Genomic DNA, 22,383 nt, shown 5'->3' on the forward strand with positions numbered 1-22,383 from the left:
TCCAAGGGGTATCTTGGATACCCCGAGAGATACCCCCAAATACCCCCGGCTGTCGCAGTACGTCATGGGACGTATACGGAATTGAAAAACCCGGTGAGCCTTATGCTATCACGGGTTTGTCGGAATTCTGGGGATCACATGAGATGGAAGATTGGTCCCCCCGACAGGAATCGAACCTGTATCTAGCGCTTAGGAGGCGCTTGTTCTATCCATTGAACTACGGGGAGAGCCATGTCCGCGATATCGCGTGCGGAAGACGCGACCGGGACGGCGATGTGGACAGCGCGCAGAGTATAGCAAACGCGCGGCGCATCGGCGGACGGAATGCGTGCCGATACGCGCCGCGCGCCCTGGTCGTGTCCGAAAAAGCCGAATCAGAAATCGACGACGACGAAATCTTCCTTGCCCACGTCGCACAGCGGGCAGCGCCAGTCGGCGGGAATGTCGGCGAAACGGGTGCCGGCGGGGATGCCCTCGTCGGGCAGGCCTTCCGCTTCGTTGTAGACCCACCCGCAAATCAGGCAGACCCAGCTCTGGTATTCGGTTACTTCGCTCATGTGGCGCTCGGGATGATGAAAGTCGGTGACGCCGTCCGCGGCGTGGCCGGCGGACGAAAGGCGCAATGGTACCGGAATTTCGCCGAACGCCTCCGCAACGTCGTTTTAAACGTACGCATCGCGAACAACGACCGTCATCGCGCGGGCCGGGCGCGCAGTGTATGCTTCGTGAGCCTTTCAAATCTGAAGGAGAAAAACGATGCTCAACAAGAAGAAATGGATCGCGGGTGTGGTTTGTGTCGCGGCGCTGGCCGCGTCGACGCTCGCGCGTGCCGAGGCGCGCGTGTACTTCGCCGAGCCGAAGGATGGCGCGACGGTCTCGAGCCCCGTGCACGTGAAGTTCGGCCTTGAAGGGATGGAACTCAAGCCGGCCGGCGACATGACGCCGGACACGGGCCACCATCACCTGCTGGTCGACGGCAAGCCGGTGCCGAAGGGCGACGTGATCCCCGCCACCGACCATTCGCTGCACTTCGGCAAGGGCCAGACCGAAACCGACCTGAAGCTGCCGCCCGGCCAGCATACGCTGACGCTGCAGCTCGGCGAAGGCGCGCACCGCTCGTACGGTCCCGAGCTGAGCTCGACGATCACGGTCAACGTGAAGTAATCGCGCGTTCCGCCTGCGGGCGCCCGGCCGGGAAACTGCTGCCGGATGCCCGCCGCCGGCCCCGCATGACGCCAACGCGCGCGATGCCGGCCCCGCCCGCCGAGCGCGCGCCATCATGCCGCCGCAGCAAAAACGCAGCGCTTAAGCAGCACAAAATGATTCGCCCTCCGGCCTAGTCCATCCGGCCATCCCGGCGCAGGCGTCCGCCACCGGTACAATGGGCGCTTCCGATTTCTCTCTTCGCCGTCTCCCCATGTCGCTTTATTCCATTACCGGCGCGCAACTCGCGTTCGGTCACGTCGCGTTGCTCGATCACGCGGACTTCTCGCTGGAGGCCGGCGAGCGCGTCGGCCTGATCGGTCGCAACGGCGCGGGCAAGTCGTCGCTGCTGAAGATCGTCGCCGGGCTCGCGAAGCCCGATGACGGGCTGATTACGCGCCAGCAGGAGCTCGTGACCGTCTATGTGCCGCAGGAGCCCGAATTCGAACCCGGCGCGACCGTATTCGACGCCGTGGCATCGGGGCTCACGCACACGCGCGAAGTGCTCGAAGAATACGATTCGATCGCGCATCGCCTCGCTGAAACACCGGAAGGCGCCGAACACGACGCGCTGCTCGCGCGGATGAACGCGCTGCAGTCGTCGCTCGATGCGCACGACGCATGGAACTGGCGCACGCGCGTGTCGATGACGCTCGCGCAGATCGGCCTGACGGACGGCGACGCACAGGTAGACGCATTGTCGGGCGGGATGCAGAAGCGCGTCGCGCTGGCGCGCGCGCTGGTGCTGCAGCCCGACGTGCTGCTGCTCGACGAACCGACCAACCACCTCGACTTCGACGGCATCCGCTGGCTGGAAGAACTGCTGGTCGCGCAGCGTGCGGGCCTGTTGTTCATCACGCACGATCGCGCGTTCCTCGACCGCGTCGCGACCCGTATCGTCGAGCTCGATCGCGGCCGGCTGCTGTCGTATCCGGGCAATTTCTCCGCGTACCAGACGCGCAAGGCGCAGCAGCTCGAAGTCGAGCGCGTGGAAAACGAGAAGTTCGACAAGCTGCTCGCGCAGGAAGAAGTGTGGATCCGCAAGGGCGTCGAGGCGCGCCGCACGCGCAGCGTCGGCCGCATCGCGCGGCTGGTGCAGATGCGCAACGAGCGCGCGGAGCGCCGCAATTCGCAGGGCAACGTGAAGCTCGACGTCGCGCAGGGCGAGAAGTCGGGCAAGATCGTCGCGGAACTGACGGACGTGACGAAGCGCTACGGCGAGCGCACGGTCGTCGACACCTTCTCGACGACGGTGATGCGCGGCGACAAGATCGGCTTCGTCGGCCCGAACGGCGCCGGCAAGACCACGCTGCTCAAGCTGATCCTCGGCGAGCTGAAGCCCGACGCGGGCACGGTGCGCACCGGCACGAACCTGCAGGTCGCGTATTTCGACCAGATGCGAGCGCAGCTCGACCAGGAAAAGAGCCTGGCCGACACCATCAGCCCCGGTAGCGAATGGGTCGAGATCGGCGGCGTGCGCAAGCACGTGATGAGCTATCTCGGCGACTTCCTGTTCGCGCCGGAGCGTGCGCGCTCGCCGGTGAAGTCGCTGTCGGGCGGCGAGCGCAACCGGCTGCTGCTCGCGCGCCTGTTCGCGCGTCCGGCCAACGTGCTGGTGCTCGACGAACCGACCAACGATCTCGACATCCCGACGCTCGAACTGCTCGAGGAGCTGCTGGCCGACTACGACGGCACGGTGCTGCTCGTCAGCCACGATCGCGCGTTCCTCGACAACGTCGTGACGTCGGTGATCGCGGCCGAAGGCGACGGCAAGTGGCGCGAATACGTCGGCGGCTTCACCGACTGGCAGATCCAGAGCGAGCGTTCGCAGCAGCTCGCGCAGCAGGAAGCGGCGAAGCGCGCGGTGAAGGAAGCGGCGCCGGTCAAGGAAGACGCGGCGAAAGGCGCGGCCGGCCGCAACGCGCAGCGCACGGTGAAGCTGTCGTTCAACGAGCAGCGCGAACTCGATGCGCTGCCGGAGAAGATCGCGGCGCTCGAGGAAGAACAGAAGACGATCAACGCGCAACTCGAAGATGGCTCGATCTTCGCGAAGGATCCGCAGGAAGGCACGCGCCTGACCGAGCGGTTCGCGGCGATCGACGACGAGCTCCTCGCCGCGCTCGAGCGGTGGGAGACGCTCGAGGCAAAGCGCAAGCCGGTCTGACGCACCACGCGTGGCGGCCCGGTGCGTCGGAGCGCCGGCCGGGCGGCCGGCAGCGCCGTGCGACGATCTTGCGACGGCGCGCCACGCGGAACCAGTAAAATACCGCGCGTCCCGGGTCGCTCGGCGCACGCCGCGCGCCCGCTTTCGGAGCAGTCCAAGCACACCGTTGTTTCGATTCGCTTTTTTACGGAACTCAACGTTTTGTCCACGACGTTATCCACACGAGGTGTGGACAACGTCCCGATGAATGACGAAATTCAGCGCCTATGTCAACGAAGAAGCCCAGCGCGGCCTATAGCGAAGCATCGATCAAGGTGCTCAAGGGCCTCGAGCCGGTCAAGCAGCGGCCCGGCATGTACACCCGTACCGAAAATCCGCTGCACATCATCCAGGAAGTCATCGACAACGCGTCCGACGAGGCGCTCGGCGGCTACGGCAAGCAGATCACGGTCACGCTGCACGCCGACCAGTCGGTGTCGGTCGAGGACGACGGCCGCGGCATCCCGTTCGGGATGCATCCCGAAGAGGGCGTGCCGGTCGTCGAGATCGTGTTCACGCGCCTGCACGCAGGCGGCAAGTTCGACAAGGCCGCCGGCGGCGCGTACACGTTCTCGGGCGGCCTGCACGGTGTCGGCGTGTCGGTGACGAACGCGCTCGCGACGCGTCTCGACGTGACGGTCTGGCGCGACGGCAAGATCGCCGAACTCGGCTTCGCCGACGGCGACGTCGTGAAGCCGCTCGCGACGCAAGGCGCGGGCCGCGGCGAGAAGAAATCCGGCACGCGCGTGCAGGTGTGGCCGAATCCGAAGTACTTCGATTCGCCGAACCTGCCGCTCGGCGAGCTGCAGCGTCTGCTGCGCTCGAAGGCCGTGCTGCTGCCGGGCGTCGAGGTCGTGCTCGTCAACGAGAAGACCGGCGAGCGCCAGGCATGGAAATACGAGGACGGCCTGCGCGGCTACCTGCTCGACGAGATGAACGGCAGCGAGCTGCTGATCCCGCTGTTCGAAGGCGAGCGTTTCGCCGATGCGCGTTCGACCGACGACACCTTCGCCGAAGGCGAGGGCGCGTCGTGGGTCGTCGCATGGAGCGAGGAAGGTTCGCTCGTGCGCGAGTCGTACGTGAACCTGATCCCGACGCCGGCCGGCGGCACGCACGAGTCGGGTCTGCGCGACGGCCTCTACCAGGCGGTGAAGAGCTTCGTCGAACTGCACAACCTGCAGCCGAAGGGCGTGAAGCTGCTCGCGGAAGACGTGTTCGCGCGCGTGTCGTTCGTGCTGTCCGCGAAGGTGCTCGATCCGCAGTTCCAGGGACAGATCAAGGAACGCCTGAACAGCCGCGACGCGGTGAAGCTCGTGTCGTCGTTCTCGCGTCCGGCGCTCGAACTGTGGCTGAACCAGCACGTCGAGCACGGCAAGAAGCTCGCCGAACTCGTGATCAAGCAGGCCCAGGCGCGCACGCGCGCGGGCCAGAAGGTCGAGAAGCGCAAGAGCTCGGGCGTCGCGGTGCTGCCGGGCAAGCTGACCGATTGCGAGACGGAAGACATCGCGCGCAACGAACTGTTCCTCGTCGAGGGCGACTCGGCGGGCGGTTCGGCGAAGATGGGCCGCGACAAGGAGTACCAGGCGATCCTGCCGCTGCGCGGCAAGGTGCTGAATACGTGGGAAACCGAGCGCGATCGCCTGTTCGCGAACAACGAGGTGCACGACATCTCGGTCGCGATCGGCGTCGATCCGCACAGCCCGGACGACACCGTCGACCTGTCGAACCTGCGCTACGGCAAGATCTGCATCCTGTCGGACGCGGACGTCGACGGCTCGCACATCCAGGTGCTGTTGCTCACGCTGTTCTTCAAGCATTTCCCGCAGCTGATCGAGCGCGGTCACGTGCACGTCGCGCGGCCGCCGCTGTTCCGCGTCGATGCGCCTGCACGCGGCAAGAAGCCCGCGCAGAAGCTCTATGCGCTCGACGACGGCGAACTCGAGGCAACGCTCGACAAGCTGCGCAAGGACGGCGTGCGCGAAACGCAGTGGAGCATCAGCCGCTTCAAGGGTCTCGGCGAAATGAGCGCGGAGCAGCTGTGGGACACGACGATGAATCCCGACACGCGCCGCCTGATGCCGGTGAAGCTCGGCGAGCTCGACTACGAGGCGACGGTTGCGCGCATGACGATGCTGATGGGCAAGGGCGAGGCAGCCGCGCGACGCGGCTGGCTCGAGGAAAAGGGCAACGACGTCGAAGCGGACATCTAAACCCGCGCGGCCGGGCATGACGCCCGGCCCGGCCTCACGCCACTTACGAATACGGAATACAGATGGACGACAATACTTCCGATCTCTTCGCCGGGTCCGACGCACCGGAAGCCGATGCGCTGACGCTCGGCAACTACGCGGAGCAGGCGTACCTCAGCTACGCGGTCAGCGTCGTGAAGAGCCGCGCGCTGCCCGACGTGTGCGACGGCCAGAAGCCGGTGCAGCGCCGGATCCTGTTCGCGATGAACGAAATGGGCCTCGGCCCCGACGCGAAGCCGGTGAAGTCGGCGCGCGTGGTCGGCGACGTGCTCGGTAAATACCACCCGCACGGCGACCAGTCGGCATACGACGCGCTCGTGCGTCTCGCGCAGGATTTCTCGCTGCGCTATCCGCTGATCGACGGGCAGGGCAACTTCGGCTCGCGCGACGGCGACGGCGCGGCGGCGATGCGCTACACCGAAGCGCGGCTCACGCCGATCTCGAAGCTGCTGCTCGACGAGATCGACCAGGGTACGGTCGACTTCATGCCGAACTACGACGGCTCGTTCGAGGAGCCGAAGACGCTGCCGAGCCGCATGCCGTTCGTGCTGCTGAACGGCGCGTCGGGCATCGCGGTCGGCCTGGCCACCGAAATCCCGTCGCACAACCTGCGTGAGGTCGCGGCGGCGGCGGTCGCGTTGATCCGCAATCCGAAGCTTTCGCACGCAGAGCTGATGAACCTGATTCCCGGCCCGGATTTCCCGGGCGGCGGCCAGATCATCTCGAGCGACACCGAGATCGCGGCGGCCTATGAAACCGGCCGCGGCAGCCTGAAGGTGCGCGCGCGCTGGAAGATCGAGGATCTCGCGCGCGGGCAGTGGCAACTCGTCGTCACCGAGCTGCCGCCGAACACGTCGGGCCAGAAGGTGCTCGAGGAAATCGAGGAACTGACCAACCCGAAGCTCAAGCTCGGCAAGAAGACGCTCACGCCCGAGCAGCTCAACACCAAGAAGGCGATGCTCGACCTGCTCGACGCGGTGCGCGACGAGTCGGGCAAGGAAGCGGCGGTGCGGCTCGTGTTCGAGCCGAAGTCGCGCACGATCGACCAGACGGAATTCGTGAACACGCTGCTCGCGTACACGAGCCTCGAATCGAACGCGACGCTGAACCTCGTGATGATCGGCGCCGACGGCCGGCCGGGCCAGAAGGGGCTGCTGACGATCCTCGACGAGTGGGTGAAGTTCCGCCAGCTGACGATGACGCGCCGCTGCCGCCATCGTCTCGCGAAGGTCGACGACCGCATCCACATCCTCGAAGGGCGGATGATCGTCTTCCTGAACATCGACGAGGTGATCCGCATCATCCGCGAGTCGGACGAGCCGAAGGCCGCGCTGATGAGCGCGTTCGGCCTCTCCGACCGCCAGGCCGAGGACATCCTCGAAATCCGCCTGCGTCAGCTCGCGCGGCTCGAGAAGATCAAGATCGAGAAGGAACTCGAGGCGCTGCGCGACGAGAAGGCGAAGCTCGAGGAACTGCTCGCGAACGAAAGCGCGATGAAGCGGCTGATGATCAAGGAGATCGAGGCCGACGCGAAGCAGTACGGCGACGATCGCCGCACGCTGATCCAGCAGGAAAAGCGCGCGACGTTCGAGGCGAAGGTCGTCGACGAGCCGGTGACGGTCGTCGTGTCGCAGAAGGGCTGGGTGCGTGCGCTGAAGGGCCACGGGCTCGACCCGGCCGGCTTCACGTTCAAGGCCGGCGATCACCTGTACGCGGCGTTCCAGTGCCGCACGCCCGATCGCCTGATCGCATGGGGCAGCAGCGGCCGCGTGTACTCGGTCGACGTGTCGGTGCTGCCGGGCGGGCGCGGCGACGGCGTGCCGGTCACGTCGCTGATCGAGCTCGAATCGGGCTCGCATCTGATGCACTACTACGCGGCGCCGGCCGATCAGCAACTGCTGCTCGCGTCGAGCAACGGCTTCGGCTTCCTCGCGAAGGTCGGCGACATGGTGAGTCGCGTGAAGGCCGGCAAGTCGTTCATGACGATCGATGCAGGCGCGGTGCCGCTCGCGCCGATGCCGGTACTGCCGAACGCGACGCAGGTCGCGTGTCTGTCGAGCGGCGGCCGTCTGCTGGTGTTCGGGATGGACGAGATGAAGACGCTGTCGGGCGGCGGCCGCGGCGTGATCCTGATGGCGCTCGACGACAAGGAAACGCTCGTGCAGGCGCTCGCGATCGACCCGGCTGGTGTCGTGCTGATCGGCACCGGGCGCGGCGGCAAGGCGCAGGACGAAACGCTGTCGTACGCGGGGCTGGCGCCGCACGTCGGCAAGCGCGCACGCAAGGGCCGCGCGCCGGAAACGAAGCTCAAGGTCGTCAACGAGCTGCGTCCGCTGCTCGGCTGACGTCGCATCCGGTCGCCGGCTCGACCGGCATCGAAGGCCGCACCTCCGCTTCGGCGGGCGTGCGGCCTGTTTGTTTTGGGGCGACGCATGCAGGAAAGCGAGCGTGGCGCCGTCACGCGGAACTTGCAAATATTGTGAAATACCGCCGGGGGTCTGAACCGACCGGCGGTCCGCCGGTCGAACGTCGCTCGAGACCGCGCGTGACGCGGCTGTTCGTTGCACTCAACTCATAACAGGATTGCCGCCATGTCCCACGCTGTTGCCGTCGCGCTGTTTCTTCATCTGCTGGCCGTCGCCGTGTGGGTGGGCGGGATGGTCTTCGCGCACTTCTGCCTGCGCCCGGCGCTGTCCGACCTGACGCCACAGCTGCGGCTGCCGCTGATCGAGGGCGTGTTCGGCCGCTTCTTCAACTGGGTGTCGGGCTCGGTGATCGTGATCCTGCTGTCCGGCGGTTTCCTGCTCACGGCCTTCGGCGGCGCGCACGCGACGTGGACGCTGCATGCGATGGCGGGGCTCGGCGTCGTGATGATGCTGATCTTCGGCCATATCCGCTTCGCGCTGTTCCCGCGCATCCGCCGCGCGGTGCAGGCGCAGAACTGGCCGGACGGTGCGCGCGCGGTGAACACGGTGCGCCTGCTGGTCGTCGTCAACCTCGTGCTCGGCGTCGTGACGATCGGCGCGGCCGTGCTGTCGCGCGGCTTCTGATCGCCTCGCCGGCGTCTGATTTAGCGGCGCCGTTCGGCACCCGCCGCCGGCGCGGTGCCGCGCGCCGCTACGCGGCCAGCATCGCGTCGAGCAGCCACGCGCCGGCCGGGCCGAGCGGCCGGTTGCGCGACCACACGGCATCGACCCGCACGCGGCGCGGCCAGCCGCGCGAGTGCAGTTCGCACAGCCGATCGCGCGCGAAGTGCTCGACCATCCAGCGCGGCAGCTCGGCCCAGCCGAACCCCAGCACCGCCATCTCCAGGAGCATCAGGTAGCTCGGCGCGAGCCAGCGCTGCGTGCCGACGACGATCCGGTCGGCAGCGCCGCGATCCTCCGGTTTCACATACGTATTGAGGCGCAGCTCGCGCGCGTCGCGCAGCGCCGCATGCGGCACGTCGGCGTCGCCATAGGCCGCCAGCGCGTGCGTGCGCCCGACGAACAGGCCGATCTCCGACTCTTCCGCCACCGTCGCCGCGCCGATATCCGGCGGATAGACCGCGCGCGCGGCCATCAGCCCGAGCTGTGCGCGACCCTGCTGGATCAGGTCGAGTACGTCCTCGTGCTCGGCAATCTGGCATTCGAGCTCGAGCGCCGGAAAGCGCCGCTCGAGCGCCATCAAGGTTTCCTCGTAACGCTTCGACTGGTACGTGTCGGACACGACGAGCGTCAGCCGCGCTTCCTCGCCCTGCGCGAGCCGCGCGGCGGTGCGGTCGATTGCCGCGCCGGCCTCCAGCGCGCGCTGCACCTGCGGGAGCAGCGCGCGGCCGGCATCGGTCAGCGTCGGCGCGCGCGTCGAGCGGTCGAACAGTTGCACGCCGAGATCGATCTCGAGGTTCGCGATCGCTTCGGACACGGTCGACTGGCGCTTGCCGAGCTTGCGGGCGGCGGCCGTGAACGAGCCGAGCAGCGCGGCTTCGGCGAAGGCGAGCAGGGCTTCGGGGGCGTGGCGCATGCGGCGAACCTCAGGGTTTTATATCGGTAAAACCGATGATATCAAACTGGATTCACGCGGTTTTGCCGATCAAAATGGCCGGCATGGATTGTACGAACGCATCGGAGGGAACCATGAAACAGATCAACAAAACGGTGACGGAACGTCTCGTTCATGCGCTGACGTTCGAGCTGGTGGCGATCGCGCTGTGCGCGCCGATCGGTGCGTGGCTGCTCGACATGCCGGTGTCGCACGTCGGCGTGCTGACGGTGATGGTGTCGCTGATCGCGATGGCCTGGAACATGACGTTCAACACGCTGTTCGACCGCTTCGAGCGGCGGGCGGGCCTCACGCGCACGCTCGGCATGCGGATCGCGCATGCGGTCCTGTTCGAGCTCGGCCTCGTCGCGATGGTGGTGCCGGTCGCCGCGTGGTGGCTGAACGTGAGCCTCGTCGAGGCGCTGCTGCTCGACCTCGGCATCGTGCTGTTCTTCCTGCCCTACACGTTCTGCTTCAACCTCGCGTACGACGCGCTGCGCGCACGCTGGGCCGCACGCCGCGTCGCGGTACCGGCGGGCTGAGCGGCAAGCGTCCGGCGGCGGGGGCGGCGACCGGGGCCGGCCGTCAGTGGGCGACGGCCCACAGCCACACGCCGCATGCGATCGCGACCGCACCGTAGACGGCATACACGGGCACCTTGAAGCGCGTGAAGCACAGCGTCGCGAAGGCGCCCGTGAGCCAATAGACGGGATCGGCCGGTTCGCGATGCAGGATCTTCACGACGGCGACGACGAGAAAGCCCGTCGTCGCCGCGCGCAGCAGGCGCATCCCGTGCTCGAAGCGCGAATGGCGCTTGAGCCGGAACAGATGGTTCTGCGCGAACACGACGAGACATCCCGACGGAATGAACAGCGCGGCGGTCGCGAGCAGCGCACCGCTCCAGCCGTCGGTCAGGTAGCCGAGAAACGGCACGACGTTCAGCAGCGGGCCGGGCGCCACCGGCGACAGCGCGAACGCGAGCGTGAAGTCGCGATCGGAGATGCCGGTGGCCGGCGACACGAACAGCGTCTTGAGCACGGGCAGCGCGGAGAAGCCGCCGCCGAACAGCGTCATGCCGGCGCCGGCGAGCCGCGGCCACAGCAGCGTCTCCTGGTAGTCGCCGGGCAGCGGCAGTGCGAATACCGCGACGAGTACGGCCAGCAGCACGAGCAGGTTGCGGTCGCGTTTCGACAGCGTGACGTCGACCGTGGCGTGTTGCGGCGGCCCGGTGAGCCAGCCAGCTGCAAACGCCGCGAAAAGAATCCCGACGAAAGCGGCCGGACTATGCGCGAAAGCGAGCAGAATCGTCGACAGCGCGGCGATCACCTGTTCGAGCCGCGTGCGCGCGAGCGCGCGCCACTGCTTGACCCACGTGACGCCGATCAGCGCGGCAAGCACCATCCCGAAGTGATTGATCAGCACCGGCGCGGCCAGCGAGCGCACGACCGGCGTGCGGTAGAAGATCGCAAACAGCGTCATCAGCACGGAGAACGGAAGGACGCTCGCGATGCCGGCGACCCAGGCGCCTGCGCGGCCGTGCAGCGTCTGGCCGACCTGCACGGCGACATTACAGCCGACGGGGCCTGGCACAAGCCATGCAAGGGCGACGAAATCGGCGAATACGTGCGGCTCGATGCGCTGCCACCGCTCGACGTAGTGGCGTTCGAGCTGCGCCATCATCGAAAGCCCGCCCCACGACAGCGCGGAAATGCCGGCGACGACCTTGAACAAGGCCCACAGGGATGCCTGTGCCTGTTCGACACGTTCGGCCGCTTCGACTTCGACGGTGGTCATGATGGTGTTGCGGTTGGCGCCGGGCCTGGTCTCGCGCATAGGGACGTGCCGGCGGCCCGCCGACACGATGGCCCTCCCGATTGTCCGCCGCGAGTCATGACACTGCCATGCGCGAAAACGCTAGTAAATGAACTAAACAACCGCATCGGAAGCCGAAATGATCGATGTGCCGCGCAACATGGGCCGTGCGGGTTGCAGGTTGCGGGTTCAGGCGCCGGTGCTGCCGGTCGCGCGGTGCGCGAGGACGTTCGGCCGGTTGCCGCGCACGCCGAAGCGCGCGATCAGCGCGGGGATCGCGTCGGCCGGCACGGGGCGCGAGAACAGGAAGCCCTGCGCCTCGATCTCGCCGAGCGCGGACAGCCATGCGATCTGCTCCTCGGTTTCGGTGCCTTCGACGACGACCGTCAGGCCGAGCGAGCGCGCGAGATGCACGATCGACGACACCATCACGCACACGCTGCGATCGTTCGGGATCGCCTGCACGAACGAGCGGTCGACCTTCAACGTATCGACGGAGAAGCGGTGCAGGTACGACAGCGACGAGTAGCCGGTGCCGAAGTCGTCGAGCGCGATCCGGATGCCGAGCTTCTTCAACGCGACGATCTTCTCGGACACGAGCTCCGGATATTCCATCATCGCGGTCTCGGTGATCTCGAGCTCGAGCCGGTTCGCGTCGATGCCGGTGTCCTGCAGCGCCTGCGAAATCGTCTCGATCAGGTCGCCGCGCCAGAACTGTACCGGCGAGATGTTGACCGCGAGCGTCAGCGTGTCGTGACCGTCGTCGCGCCAGCGCGCGATCTGTTCGCACGCGGTGCGGATCACGAAGTCGCCGATCGGCACGATCAGGCCCGTCGATTCGGCGATCGAAATGAATTCGTTCGCGGAGATGACCCCGTGCTCGGGGTGATCCCAACGCGCGAGCGCCTCGAAGCCGGTGATCGTGCGGTGCGTCAGGTCGATCTTCGGCTGGTACGCGAGGAACAGCTGCCCGTCGGCGAGCGCGACGCGCAGTTGCTGTTCCCAGCGCATCAGGTGATCCGCGCGATGCGACAGGTGCGGCGCGTAGAACTGGTAGCAGTTCTTGCCCGCATCCTTCGCGCTGTACATCGCGAGGTCGGCCTTCTTCAGCAGGTCGATTTCGCTTTCGTTCGCGACGGTGTGCAGCGCGATGCCGATGCTCGCATGCAGCACGAACGAACTGCCGCGCACGTCGAACGGCTCGCCGAACATCCGGATGATCGCTTCCGCGAGCCGCACCGCGCGCCGTTCGACGTCGTCGCCCTTCATCACGACGACGAACTCGTCGCCGCCGATCCGTGCGAGCGAGCCTTCGTCGCCGACGGCATCCGACAGGCGCGACGCGGTCATCTGCAGCACGATGTCGCCGGCGTTGTGGCCGAGCGTGTCGTTGACGGTCTTGAAGTTGTCGAGGTCGATGAACAGCAGGCCGAGCCGCGACAGGCTGGCCGGCATCGACACGTCGTTGCGCAGCCCGCGCAGGGTCGCGTAGCGGTTCGCGAGGCCGGTGAGCAGGTCGTATTCGGCGAGCTGGGTCATCTCGCGCTCGCGGCCGAGCAGCTTGCCGATCAGCCCCGTCGCGACGCCGAAGAACGCGAGCATCGCGAGCGTGATGAAGCTCGTCATCAGCAGGTAGACGTTGCGCGTATGGTAGTAGTCCGCGTATTCCTCGGTCTGCGACAGCCCGACCATCACGGCGAGCGGGTAGCCGTCGAGGTGGCGGTACGACACGATGCGCGTGACGCCGTCGATCGGGTCGATGATCGTGCCCGTGACGCGCTCGGCGATCGGGTAGACGCCCGATGCGGAGAACGCCCCCGGTGCGTTGTTGAGCGAGCCGGTGCGCCGCGCGAGCACGGCACCCGTATCCGACACGACGGAGATCACGCCTTCCTTGCCGATCGCCGCGTTGTTGTAGAAGTCGTTCGTGAAGTAGCTCGGGTCTTCCGACACCACGACGATGCCGGCGAAGCTGCCGTCCGGGTTGTTCAGGCGCCGCGTCATCTGCAGCGTCCAGTGGCTCGACACGCGGCCGAGCACGGGCTTGCTGATGTACAGGCGATCGTCGTTGTGCGCGAGGTGGACCTTGAAGTGCTCGCGGTCGGACAGGTTGATCGGTTTCGGGTGGAGTTCGGCCGTGTTCGCGAACAGGATGCCCTTCGCGTTGACGAGCGAAACCTGGATCAGCGTGTCGCTCGGCACGACGCCTTTTTCGACCGTGCTCGCGAGGTTGAAGCGCGCGGGCGATTTCTCGAATTCGAACTTGACGAAGCGGGTGATCTGGTCGACCTGGTGGATCGCCTTGACCGTGTGCTGTTCGAGCGCGGACGACAGGATCGCCGCGGAAGCCGCCGCTTCCTTGTACGCGCTGTCCTTTTCGACCGACAGCCGCGCGATGATCACGGCCCACAGCAGCGCGAGCGCGAGCATCCCGAGCAGCGGGATCGCGAACAGCGCGCGCCGGCGCGACTTGCGTGGCGCGCGTAGCGGCCGGTTCGGCGGCGGGTGGTTTGACCGGGCGGAGCTCATCGAAGAGGGCGGCGTCCTGCTCGCGTGCGCCATCCCGCGTCGGGATGGCCGGCTATGGTTGGGGTCGCACCGGCGTCTGTTCGTACGCGGGATGCGCAACCATGGACAGACCCGCCGAAGCGACGGATTAGGCCCGATATTACTGGCTGGAACGTTTTTGCGATAGCCGGGGGAATCGTAGGGCGCCGGCCGGGCCGGCGCCATCGCACATCGCGAAATGTTACACGGGGGACCGGAAGGTGCCGTCGACGACCGTGACGACGTGGCCGCCGATCCACGTGGTGCCGTCTTCGGCATAGCTGACGAAGATGCGGCCGTCGCGGCCGATCGCCGTGCCCTGGCGGGCCGTATACGACTGGCTGGGGCGGCGTTCCTGCCGCGTCAGCAGCCCGGCCAGCGCGGCGTTTGCGCTGCCGGTGACCGGGTCCTCGCCGAAGCCGAAGTCGCCGCCCGTCATCAGGCAGCGGATTTCGAAGGTCGCGGGACCGCCTTCGGCATGCGGCGCGTAGACCGCGAGGCCGTCCGTGCCGTAGCGGCGCGTGAGCGCCTCCAGCGCGGCCGGATCGGGCGCCAGGCCGATGCACGCGTCGGCCGACTTCAGCCGCACGACCAGCCACGGCGCGCCGTTGTCGATCGCGCACGGCTCGGCTTCCAGGTCGATCGCGTCGCTGCGCAACGCGGCCACCAGTGCCGGGTAGTCCGAACGGTCGAGCGGCGTGAACCGTGCCGGCGGCGCGGCAAATGCCCAGCCATCGGCCTGTTCGCGCAGTTCGACCAGGCCGACCCCGCATTGCTGGACCAGCCGGCCCGGCGTGCGCGGCCGCGCGCCGCTTTCCAGGAACGCATGCGCGGTGCCGAGCGTCGGGTGGCCGGCGAACGGCAGCTCGCCCGCCGTCGTGAAGATCCGCACGCGGTAGTCGGCGTCCGGATCGGTCGGCGTGCAGACGAACGTGGTTTCCGACAGGTTCGTCCAGCGGGCGATCGCGAGCATGGCGTCGTCGCCGAGCGAGTCGGCGTCGAACACCACGGCGAGCGGGTTGCCCTTGAACAGCACCGACGTGAACACGTCGACCTGCTTGAAGCGGACGAGACGACCGGTCACCTCGATGCCCCCGTTACGCGACTTCGGCGATCAGTTCGATCTCGACGCACGCGCCGAGCGGAATTTGCGCGACGCCGAACGCCGAACGCGCGTGCTTGCCGGCGTCGCCGAACACCTCGGCGATCAGTTCCGACGCACCGTTCGTCACGATGTGCTGTTCGGTGAAGTCGAGCGTCGAGTTGACGAGGCTCATCAGCTTCACGATGCGCGTGACCTTGTTCAGGTCGCCCGTGTGCGCGTGCAGGGTCGCGAGCAGGTCGATCGCGATCGCGCGCGCAGCCGCCTTGCCGTCTTCCGTCTGCAGGTCGGCGCCGAGCTTGCCGGCCCAGACCTTGCCGTCCTTCTTTGCGATGTGGCCCGACAGGTAGACGGTGTTGCCGCTTTGCGCGCTCATCACGTAGGCGGCGGCCGGTGCGCCGGCGGTCGGGAGCTCGATGCCGAGCGACTTCAGCTTGTCGTAGACGTTAGCCATGGATTCGATTCCTCGTGGATCGTAGAGAGTCGTGACAGGGAAAAAGCGGATCAGAGACGCTCGCGCAGCAGCTTGCCGAGGCGCGCGACGCCTTCCTCGATCTTCTCCGGCGGCACCGTCACGAACGACAGGCGCAGCGTGTTCTGCTGCGGGTCGTTCGCGAAGAACGGCGCGCCCGGCACGAAGGCGACGTGGTTGGCGACCGCGGCCTCGAGCAGCTTCATGCTGTCGATCTGCGCGGGCAGGTTCACCCAGATGAACATGCCGCCGTCCGGGCGGTTCCACGTGACGCCTTCCGGCATGTGGCGCGCGAGCGACGCGAGCATCGCCTCGCATTGCGCGCCGTACAGCTGGCGGATCGTCGGGATGTGCTCGTCGAGGAAGCCGTCCTTGATCACTTCGTGCGCGATGCGCTGCGTGAGCGTCGGCGTGTGCAGGTCGGTGGCCTGCTTGGCCTGCACGAGCTTGAAGTGGAGTTCCTCGGGGGCAATGATGTAGCCGATCCGCAGGCCCGGCGCGAGCACCTTCGAGAACGTGCCGAGGTGCACGATATGGTCGGGCGCCATCGACAGCATCGTCGGCAGCGGCTCGCCCTGGTAGTTCAGTGCGCCGTACGGGTCGTCTTCCAGCACCGGGAACGGGCTCGACTGCGCGAACGCGGCGAGCGCGCGGCGGCGCTCGACGGGCAGGCGGCGGCCGGTCGGGTTCTGGAAGTTCGGCTGCGCGTACAGGAGGCGCGCGCCTTGCGTGAGCGCGGGCGTGAGGCCTTCGGGCAGCAGGCCCTGCTCGTCGGTCGGCACCTGCACGTAGCGCGGCTCGTACAGCGAGAACGACTGCAGCGCGCCGAGGTAGGTCGGAGTTTCGACGAGGATCGGGCTGTCCGGATCGATCAGCGCCTTGCCGAGCAGGTCGAGCGCCTGCTGCGAGCCGGTCGTGATCAGCACCTGCGACACGCGCACGCTGTAGCGCTCGGCGATCCATTCGCGCAGTGGGAGGTAGCCTTCGGTCGCGCTGTACTGGAGTGCGGCCGCGGGCGCATCGCGCAGCACGCGGTCGGCCGCGGCGCGCATGCGCTCGGCCGGGAACGTCGCGGGAGCGGGCAGGCCGCCTGCGAACGAGATGACCTCGGGGCGTTCCGTGACCTTCAGGATCTCGCGGATCGCAGAGCTCGTCAGCTTGCGGGCGCGTTCGGAAAGCTGCCAGTGCGGCGGATGCAGGTCGCTCGGATTCATAGTCTCCTCGTTCGGATATCGTGGTCAGTCAAGAAAGGTCGGTCAGGCAGATTGCGTCGACGCAGCCGGGTGGGCGTGCGGGAGCGCGATCGGGCCGTCGCGGCCGGGTGGGCAAAACCGTTCAGGCAAAACGGACATTATGGCGCACCTCATCAACCGGCGCGAGCGGGACGCGGGGCCGTGGCCACCGCCGAGCGCCGGCCGAGCATCACGGTCGCGATCACGGCGGCCGCGAACAGCCAGGTCGACGGCGTCACCGTTTCGCCGAACAGCAGCGCGGAAAAGGCGATCGTGAAGAAGATCTGCAGTAGTTGCACCTGGCCGACGCGCGCGATGCCGCCCATGGCGAGCCCCGCGTACCACGCGAAAAAGCCGATGAATTGCGAAAAGAGGGTCACGTAGCCGAACGCGAGCCACGTGCGCAGCGCGAGCGGGGCGGGGTGCGCGACGTGCTGCGTCCATGCGAGCCAGCCGACCGGCAGCACGAGGAACGGCGCGGACACGACGAGCGCCCAGCAGATCACCTGCCAGCCACCGATCTGGCGCGCGAGGCGCGCGCCTTCCGCATAGCCGAGCGCGCCGATGCCGACCGCGACGAGCATCAGCGCGTCGCCGGCCTGCACCGTCCCGCCGCCGTCGCGCAGCGCGAACGCGATCACCAGCGCGCTGCCGGCCAGCGCACTGGCCCAGAACGCCTTCGACGGCCGTTCATGCGACAGCCACGCCGCGTACAGCGCGACGAACAGCGGCTGCAGGCCGTTGACGACCGCGCCGTGCGACGCCGGCACGGTCTTCATCGCCCACGCGGAGAACACCGGATACGCGATGATCACGCCGGCCGACACGACCGCGAGGCTTTTCAGTTGCGCGCGGGTCGGCAGCCGTTCGCGGCGCCACCACAGCAGCAGGCCGGCCGGCACCGACGCGGCGAGCGCGCGGCCGAGCCCGTTCAGCAGCGGGTTGAGTTCGGAGACGACGATACGCGTCATCGGCAGCGTGAGGCTGAAGATCATCACGCCGATGAGGCCGAGCAGCATGCCCCGGGTTTCGCGCGAATTCATGGACTGGGTGTCTCCGTATTGCAGGGTTCGGGTAATCGAAAGGGCGCCGGGGCGGTCAGCGCAGCGTGCGTGCGCCCTGCGGCGTGTCGAATTCGGCGACGAGCGCCGGCGGGCCGTCGCCGGTGTCGAGGTCGAGCATATGGCCGGCGCCGAGCCAGTCGAGCTGCTCGCGGACGGCATCCGCACGCGGGTGGACGCCCTTGAGCGCCTGCAGCGCGACGCCGTTGTCCGGCAGCGATTCGGCCGGATGGCGCGGGCTGTCCCACTGGATCAGCGACGGCACGAGGCCGTCGCCGGCGCCGTGCCATGCGGGGAACGCGCCGTCGTCGGGCACCGTGAGGCCCCAGCTCAGGTCGCCGCGCCGCATCGCGACGACCGGCGCGATGCGCGTCGGGTACTGGCTTTGCCACAGCGCGAGCCGGCGCGGGCGGTCGACGCGCGCGACCCAGTGCGCGAGGAACGGGCCCTGCGCGAGCCGCGCGTGCATCGCCGGATCGTCGAGGCCGAACAGCCGCGCGCGCGGCGGCGTGGCGTCGTCGCCTGTCGCGGGCGCGTCGGGATCGATCGCGATCACTTCGAGGTACAGCCCGCCCCACGCGCCGAACAGCGCGTTGTGGGTGCGCATCAGCGGATGGCGGCCGCCGCCGGCCGGTTCGATGCCGAGCGCGTCGGCGACGTGGCGCACGCCTTCGTCGAGCGTACGCGCGGCGATCACGAGATGGTCGAGGGTCAGGGAGCGGGCTGGCATGAACGTCGGTCGGGAAGCGAAAGTGTCATGGTGGGCGGGCGACGCGCGGGACGGTTGGGCGGCCGGCCGGTGCCCGGCCGCGAATGCAGGCCGGACGGGGCTGCGCCGCATACGGCAGGGCCGGAACGGCGGCCGCACGATCGCCATTCCGGTCAACTGTAATCGTCGGCACCGGCACAGTAACGGTACAATCGGCGCGATAGCCTTCGGTACAGTTGGAGCCGCCGCCCATGTCCACCGTCCCACTCGCCCAGATTCCCGCGCCGCACGATACGGCCACGCTCACGCTCGTCGACCAGCTCGTCCAGTGGGCGCGGCGCCGCATTGACGAACGCGTGTTCCGGCCCGGCATGCGGATGCCGTCGATCCGCAAGCTCGCGCTCGACAAGAGCGTGTCGCGCTTCACCGTGGTGGAAGCGTACGAACGGCTCGTCGCGCAGGGCTACCTCGACTCGCGGCGCGGCTCGGGCTTTTACGTGCGCGAGCGCACGGCCACCGGCCCGCTGCCGGCCGACAACGTGGTGCGCGTGGCCGAGGCCGCGCCGGTGCACAACACGATCGACGTGGTCTGGCTGCTGCGCAACATGCTGCATACCGCCAGCCCGGAAAAAGGGCCGGGTCTCGGCTACCTGCCGGGCCGCTGGCTCGACGGCGAGCTGATCACCGGTGCGCTGCGCGCGCTCGGGCGCCAGTCCGGCGCGCAGATGCTCGGTTTCGGCACCGCGCAGGGTTTCCTGCCGCTGCGCCAGCAGCTGCAGACGCGGCTCGCGGAAGTCGAGATCGGCGCGAAGCCCGAGCAGCTCGTGCTGGTGTCGGGCATCACGCAGGCGATCGACCTGATCTCGCGGATCTACGTGCGTCCCGGCGATGCGGTGATCGTCGGCGATCCCGCGTGGTTCCAGATGTTCGGCCGCTTCGCGTCGCAGGGCGCGCAACTGGTCGGGATGCCCTATACGCCCGACGGCCCCGATCTCGACGCGCTGGAAACGCTCGTGCAGATGTGGCGGCCGAAGATGCTCGTGATCAATTCGGTGCTGCAGAACCCGACCGGCACGTCGCTGTCGGCCGCGCAGGCGTTCCGGATCCTGAAGCTCGCGGAGGCGTACGATTTCCTCGTCGTCGAGGACGACGTGTACGGCGACCTGTGCCCCCCGAGCTATTCGGCCACGCGGCTCGCGAGCCTCGACCAGTTGAAGCGCGTGATCTACCTGGGCAGCTATTCGAAGACACTCGCGGCGAATTTGCGGGTCGGCTATGTCGCCTGCGCGCCGGAGATCGCGAAGGCGGTCACCGACCAGAAGATGCTGGTCGGGATGACGACGCCGGAGCTCAACGAGCGCGTGTTGTACAAGATCCTGACCGAAGGGCACTACCGGCGCCACGTCGAGCGGCTGCGCGCGCGGCTCGACGGCGTGCGCGACAAGACCGCGCGGATGCTCGAGCGTACCGGGCTGCGGCTCTTCACGATGCCGGCGGCCGGGATGTTCCTGTGGGCCGACACGGGCGTCGATTCGGATGCGCTCGCGGCCGCCGCGCACGAGGAAGGCTTCCTGCTGACGCCGGGGAGCCTGTTCTCGCCGCAGCAGTCGTCGTCGACATGGACGCGCTTCAATGTCGCGAACTGCGGCGATCCGGCGCTGCCGGGGTTTCTCGCGCGCTATATCGAATCGGCGGCGCGGCGCGCGTCGTGACGCCGGGCGGCACGCCGCCCTTGAAATCCGCTCGCCCGTCCCCAGATACCCGCGCAAACCGCCTGCGCCAGGCGGTCGTCCTTGACGGGCCCGCCGGCATCGCGCGCCGGCGCACCCGCGCTACACCATTCAAGTTCAAGTAAGAGGAAACAGCATCCATGGCACACGAAACGATGAGCTTTCAGGCAGAGGTCAAGCAACTCCTCCACCTGATGATTCATTCGCTCTACAGCAACAAGGAAATCTTCCTGCGCGAACTGGTGTCGAACGCGTCCGACGCGGCCGACAAGCTGCGTTTCGAAGGGCTCGCGGACAACGCGCTGTACGAGAACGATCCGAACCTGCGCATCCGCATCGGCTTCGACAAGGCGGCACGCACGATCACGATCGAGGACAACGGCATCGGCATGAGCCGCGACGAGGCGATCGCGAACCTCGGCACGATCGCGCGTTCGGGCACCAAGGAATTCTTCACGAAGCTGTCCGGCGACCAGCAGAAGGATGCGGCGCTGATCGGCCAGTTCGGCGTCGGCTTCTACTCGGGCTTCATCGTCGCGGACAGGATCACCGTCGAGACGCGCCGCGCCGGCCTGCCGGCGAACGAAGCCGTGCGCTGGGAAAGCGCGGGCGAGGGCGATTTCACGATCGACGCGATCGAGCGCGCGCAGCGCGGCACGAAGATCACGCTGCACCTGCGCGAAGGCGAGGACGAGCTGCTGTCGTCGCACCGCCTGAAGTCGATCATCCAGAAGTATTCCGATCACATCGCGCTGCCGATCCTGATGCAGAAGGAAGAGTGGGATCAGGAAAAGGGCGAGATGGTCCTGAAGGACGAGGACGAGACGGTCAACCAGGCGAGCGCGCTGTGGACGCGTTCGAAGAGCGACGTCACCGACGAGCAGTACACGCAGTTCTACCAGCACATCGCGCACGACCACCAGGATCCGCTCACGTGGACCCACAACCGCGTCGAGGGCCGCAGCGAATACACGCAGCTGCTGTTCGTGCCGGCGCACGCGCCGTTCGACCTGTGGAACCGCGACTACCGCGGCGGCCTGAAGCTGTACGTGAAGCGCGTGTTCATAATGGACGACGCCGAGCAGCTGTTGCCGCAATACCTGCGCTTCGTGAAGGGCGTCGTCGATTCGGCCGACCTGCCGCTCAACGTATCGCGTGAAATCCTGCAGGAAAGCCGTGACGTGAAGGCGATCCGCGAAGGCGTGACCAAGCGCGCGCTGTCGATGCTCGAGGAGCTCGCGAACGCGGAAGAGGATGCCGGCAAGGAGAAGTACAAGACGTTCTGGAGCGCGTTCGGCCAGGTGCTGAAGGAAGGCCTTGGCGAGGATCACGCGAACCGCGAGCGCATCGCGAAGCTGCTGCGCTTCGCGTCGACGCACGGCGACACCGACGCGCAGGACGTGTCGCTCGCCGACTACGTGTCGCGCATGAAGCCCGAGCAGAGCAAGATCTACTACGTGACCGCCGATACGTGGCAGGCCGCGAAGAACAGCCCGCACCTGGAGGTGTTCCGCAAGAAGGGTGTCGAGGTGCTGCTGCTGACCGATCGCGTCGACGAATGGATGCTGTCGTTCCTGCACGAGTTCGACGGCAAGCCGCTCGCGAGCGTGGCGCGCGGCGATCTCGACCTCGGCGAGCTGAACGACGAGGAAAAGAAGGCGCAGGAGCAGGCGGGCGAGGCAATCAAGCCGGTCGTCGAGAAGATGAAGGAAGCGCTCGGCGACAAGGTGAAGGAAGTGCGCGTCACGTTCCGCCTGACCGATTCGCCGTCGTGCCTCGTCGCCGACGACAACGACATGAGCGGCTATCTGCAGCGGATGCTGAAGGCGGCCGGCCAGAACGCGCCGGCGATGCAGCCGATCCTCGAAATCAATCCGGAGCATGCGCTGGTGAAGCAGCTGAACGCCGATAGCGCCAACTTCGGCGACTGGTGCCATCTGCTGTTCGACCAGGCGTTGCTGGCCGAAGGCGGGATGCTCGACGATCCGGCGAGCTTCGTGAAGCGGACCAACGCGCTGCTGCTGTCGCGCACCGCGTGAACAC

17 protein-coding genes and 1 tRNA gene are annotated in these 22,383 nt (G+C 67.5%); 8 read left to right on the forward strand and 10 right to left on the reverse strand.

The annotated features are described in order from the left end of the window. Positions 1-152: 152 nt before the first annotated feature. Together DIE16_RS22530 and DIE16_RS22535 are read right to left on the reverse strand one after the other, a co-directional pair. Positions 153-227 (reverse strand) — tRNA-Arg (locus DIE16_RS22530). A 147-nt stretch (positions 228-374) separates the two neighbouring features. Beyond that, the gene (locus tag DIE16_RS22535; protein ID WP_006478164.1) at positions 375-557 is read right to left on the reverse strand and encodes a rubredoxin; all 183 of its coding nucleotides are present in this window, start codon (positions 555-557) and stop codon (positions 375-377) included. Between the two features lie 199 nt (positions 558-756). Here DIE16_RS22535 and DIE16_RS22540 point away from each other — a divergent pair, with 199 nt between their 5' ends. The 5 genes from DIE16_RS22540 to DIE16_RS22565 all read left to right on the forward strand — a co-directional run bounded on the left by DIE16_RS22540 (position 757) and on the right by DIE16_RS22565 (position 8,705). Beyond that, a complete protein-coding gene (locus DIE16_RS22540; RefSeq protein WP_124487169.1) occupies positions 757-1,164 on the forward strand; it encodes a DUF4399 domain-containing protein in 408 nt (135 codons plus the stop codon). Between the two features lie 217 nt (positions 1,165-1,381). After that, positions 1,382-3,367 (forward strand): ATP-binding cassette domain-containing protein, encoded by a 1,986-nt coding sequence (locus tag DIE16_RS22550; RefSeq protein ID WP_185640880.1) that lies wholly within the window; start codon positions 1,382-1,384, stop codon positions 3,365-3,367. 266 nt (positions 3,368-3,633) lie between these two features. After that, positions 3,634-5,616, forward strand: a complete 1,983-nt coding sequence (locus DIE16_RS22555) for a DNA topoisomerase IV subunit B (RefSeq protein WP_124487170.1) — start codon at positions 3,634-3,636, stop codon at positions 5,614-5,616. A 62-nt stretch (positions 5,617-5,678) separates the two neighbouring features. Continuing rightward, on the forward strand, positions 5,679-8,000 hold the full coding sequence (parC, locus tag DIE16_RS22560) for a DNA topoisomerase IV subunit A (RefSeq protein WP_044846423.1): 2,322 nt from the start codon (positions 5,679-5,681) through the stop codon (positions 7,998-8,000). Between the two features lie 246 nt (positions 8,001-8,246). Continuing rightward, positions 8,247-8,705, forward strand: coding sequence for a CopD family protein (locus DIE16_RS22565; RefSeq protein ID WP_044846424.1), 459 nt, complete (start codon positions 8,247-8,249; stop codon positions 8,703-8,705). 67 nt (positions 8,706-8,772) lie between these two features. Here the strand turns inward: DIE16_RS22565 and DIE16_RS22570 are convergent, their stop codons facing one another. Further along, complete coding sequence (locus DIE16_RS22570; RefSeq protein ID WP_124893451.1) at positions 8,773-9,657, reverse strand: LysR family transcriptional regulator; 885 nt, start codon at positions 9,655-9,657, stop codon at positions 8,773-8,775. 113 nt (positions 9,658-9,770) lie between these two features. On the opposite strand from DIE16_RS22570, the gene DIE16_RS22575 reads away from it, so the two are divergent. Continuing rightward, entirely contained in the window at positions 9,771-10,217 is a 447-nt protein-coding gene (locus tag DIE16_RS22575) for a multidrug/biocide efflux PACE transporter (protein WP_124521589.1), read from the forward strand. 43 nt (positions 10,218-10,260) lie between these two features. On the opposite strand, the gene DIE16_RS22580 is transcribed toward DIE16_RS22575, so the two are convergent. The 7 genes from DIE16_RS22580 to DIE16_RS22610 all read right to left on the reverse strand — a co-directional run bounded on the left by DIE16_RS22580 (position 10,261) and on the right by DIE16_RS22610 (position 18,631). Next, positions 10,261-11,469: a chromate transporter gene (locus tag DIE16_RS22580; RefSeq protein ID WP_124487173.1), complete on the reverse strand. Its 1,209-nt coding sequence runs from the start codon at positions 11,467-11,469 to the stop codon at positions 10,261-10,263. 207 nt (positions 11,470-11,676) lie between these two features. After that, positions 11,677-14,016, reverse strand: a complete 2,340-nt coding sequence (locus DIE16_RS22585) for an EAL domain-containing protein (RefSeq protein WP_124487174.1) — start codon at positions 14,014-14,016, stop codon at positions 11,677-11,679. A 220-nt stretch (positions 14,017-14,236) separates the two neighbouring features. Beyond that, on the reverse strand, positions 14,237-15,118 hold the full coding sequence (locus DIE16_RS22590) for a PhzF family phenazine biosynthesis protein (RefSeq protein WP_124893452.1): 882 nt from the start codon (positions 15,116-15,118) through the stop codon (positions 14,237-14,239). Between the two features lie 13 nt (positions 15,119-15,131). Beyond that, positions 15,132-15,590 carry a RidA family protein gene (locus DIE16_RS22595; protein ID WP_039319604.1) on the reverse strand — a complete coding sequence of 153 codons (459 nt, stop codon included), beginning with the start codon at positions 15,588-15,590 and terminating at the stop codon, positions 15,132-15,134. A 50-nt stretch (positions 15,591-15,640) separates the two neighbouring features. After that, positions 15,641-16,822, reverse strand: a complete 1,182-nt coding sequence (locus DIE16_RS22600) for a PLP-dependent aminotransferase family protein (protein ID WP_124487176.1) — start codon at positions 16,820-16,822, stop codon at positions 15,641-15,643. Between the two features lie 152 nt (positions 16,823-16,974). Beyond that, positions 16,975-17,883 (reverse strand): DMT family transporter, encoded by a 909-nt coding sequence (locus tag DIE16_RS22605; RefSeq protein ID WP_006752871.1) that lies wholly within the window; start codon positions 17,881-17,883, stop codon positions 16,975-16,977. A gap of 55 nt (positions 17,884-17,938) precedes the next feature. Then, on the reverse strand, positions 17,939-18,631 hold the full coding sequence (locus tag DIE16_RS22610) for a VOC family protein (RefSeq protein ID WP_124487177.1): 693 nt from the start codon (positions 18,629-18,631) through the stop codon (positions 17,939-17,941). A 230-nt stretch (positions 18,632-18,861) separates the two neighbouring features. Between DIE16_RS22610 and DIE16_RS22615 the strand changes: the two genes are divergently transcribed. Next, the gene (locus tag DIE16_RS22615; RefSeq protein WP_124487178.1) at positions 18,862-20,322 is read left to right on the forward strand and encodes a PLP-dependent aminotransferase family protein; all 1,461 of its coding nucleotides are present in this window, start codon (positions 18,862-18,864) and stop codon (positions 20,320-20,322) included. A gap of 158 nt (positions 20,323-20,480) precedes the next feature. Then, positions 20,481-22,379, forward strand: a complete 1,899-nt coding sequence (gene htpG, locus DIE16_RS22620; protein WP_124893453.1) for a molecular chaperone HtpG — start codon at positions 20,481-20,483, stop codon at positions 22,377-22,379. Positions 22,380-22,383: the final 4 nt, after the last annotated feature.

It is taken from the genome of Burkholderia sp. Bp9090 (assembly GCF_003857985.1).
Classification (GTDB): domain Bacteria; phylum Pseudomonadota; class Gammaproteobacteria; order Burkholderiales; family Burkholderiaceae; genus Burkholderia.

Bases quoted from the DNA above. Each gene is read 5' to 3' on its own strand.
- DIE16_RS22610 (WP_124487177.1), bottom strand. From the start codon at position 18,631: ATGCCAGCCCGCTCCCTGACCCTCGACCATCTCGTGATCGCCGCGCGT.
- DIE16_RS22570 (WP_124893451.1), bottom strand. From the start codon at position 9,657: ATGCGCCACGCCCCCGAAGCCCTGCTCGCCTTCGCCGAAGCCGCGCTG.
- DIE16_RS22615 (WP_124487178.1), top strand. From the start codon at position 18,862: ATGTCCACCGTCCCACTCGCCCAGATTCCCGCGCCGCACGATACGGCC.
- DIE16_RS22565 (WP_044846424.1), top strand. From the start codon at position 8,247: ATGTCCCACGCTGTTGCCGTCGCGCTGTTTCTTCATCTGCTGGCCGTC.
- DIE16_RS22595 (WP_039319604.1), bottom strand. From the start codon at position 15,590: ATGGCTAACGTCTACGACAAGCTGAAGTCGCTCGGCATCGAGCTCCCG.
- DIE16_RS22540 (WP_124487169.1), top strand. From the start codon at position 757: ATGCTCAACAAGAAGAAATGGATCGCGGGTGTGGTTTGTGTCGCGGCG.
- DIE16_RS22600 (WP_124487176.1), bottom strand. From the start codon at position 16,822: ATGAATCCGAGCGACCTGCATCCGCCGCACTGGCAGCTTTCCGAACGC.
- DIE16_RS22575 (WP_124521589.1), top strand. From the start codon at position 9,771: ATGAAACAGATCAACAAAACGGTGACGGAACGTCTCGTTCATGCGCTG.
- parC (WP_044846423.1), top strand. From the start codon at position 5,679: ATGGACGACAATACTTCCGATCTCTTCGCCGGGTCCGACGCACCGGAA.
- DIE16_RS22535 (WP_006478164.1), bottom strand. From the start codon at position 557: ATGAGCGAAGTAACCGAATACCAGAGCTGGGTCTGCCTGATTTGCGGG.
- DIE16_RS22605 (WP_006752871.1), bottom strand. From the start codon at position 17,883: ATGAATTCGCGCGAAACCCGGGGCATGCTGCTCGGCCTCATCGGCGTG.
- DIE16_RS22555 (WP_124487170.1), top strand. From the start codon at position 3,634: ATGTCAACGAAGAAGCCCAGCGCGGCCTATAGCGAAGCATCGATCAAG.
- DIE16_RS22585 (WP_124487174.1), bottom strand. From the start codon at position 14,016: ATGAGCTCCGCCCGGTCAAACCACCCGCCGCCGAACCGGCCGCTACGC.
- DIE16_RS22580 (WP_124487173.1), bottom strand. From the start codon at position 11,469: ATGACCACCGTCGAAGTCGAAGCGGCCGAACGTGTCGAACAGGCACAG.
- DIE16_RS22550 (WP_185640880.1), top strand. From the start codon at position 1,382: ATGGGCGCTTCCGATTTCTCTCTTCGCCGTCTCCCCATGTCGCTTTAT.
- htpG (WP_124893453.1), top strand. From the start codon at position 20,481: ATGGCACACGAAACGATGAGCTTTCAGGCAGAGGTCAAGCAACTCCTC.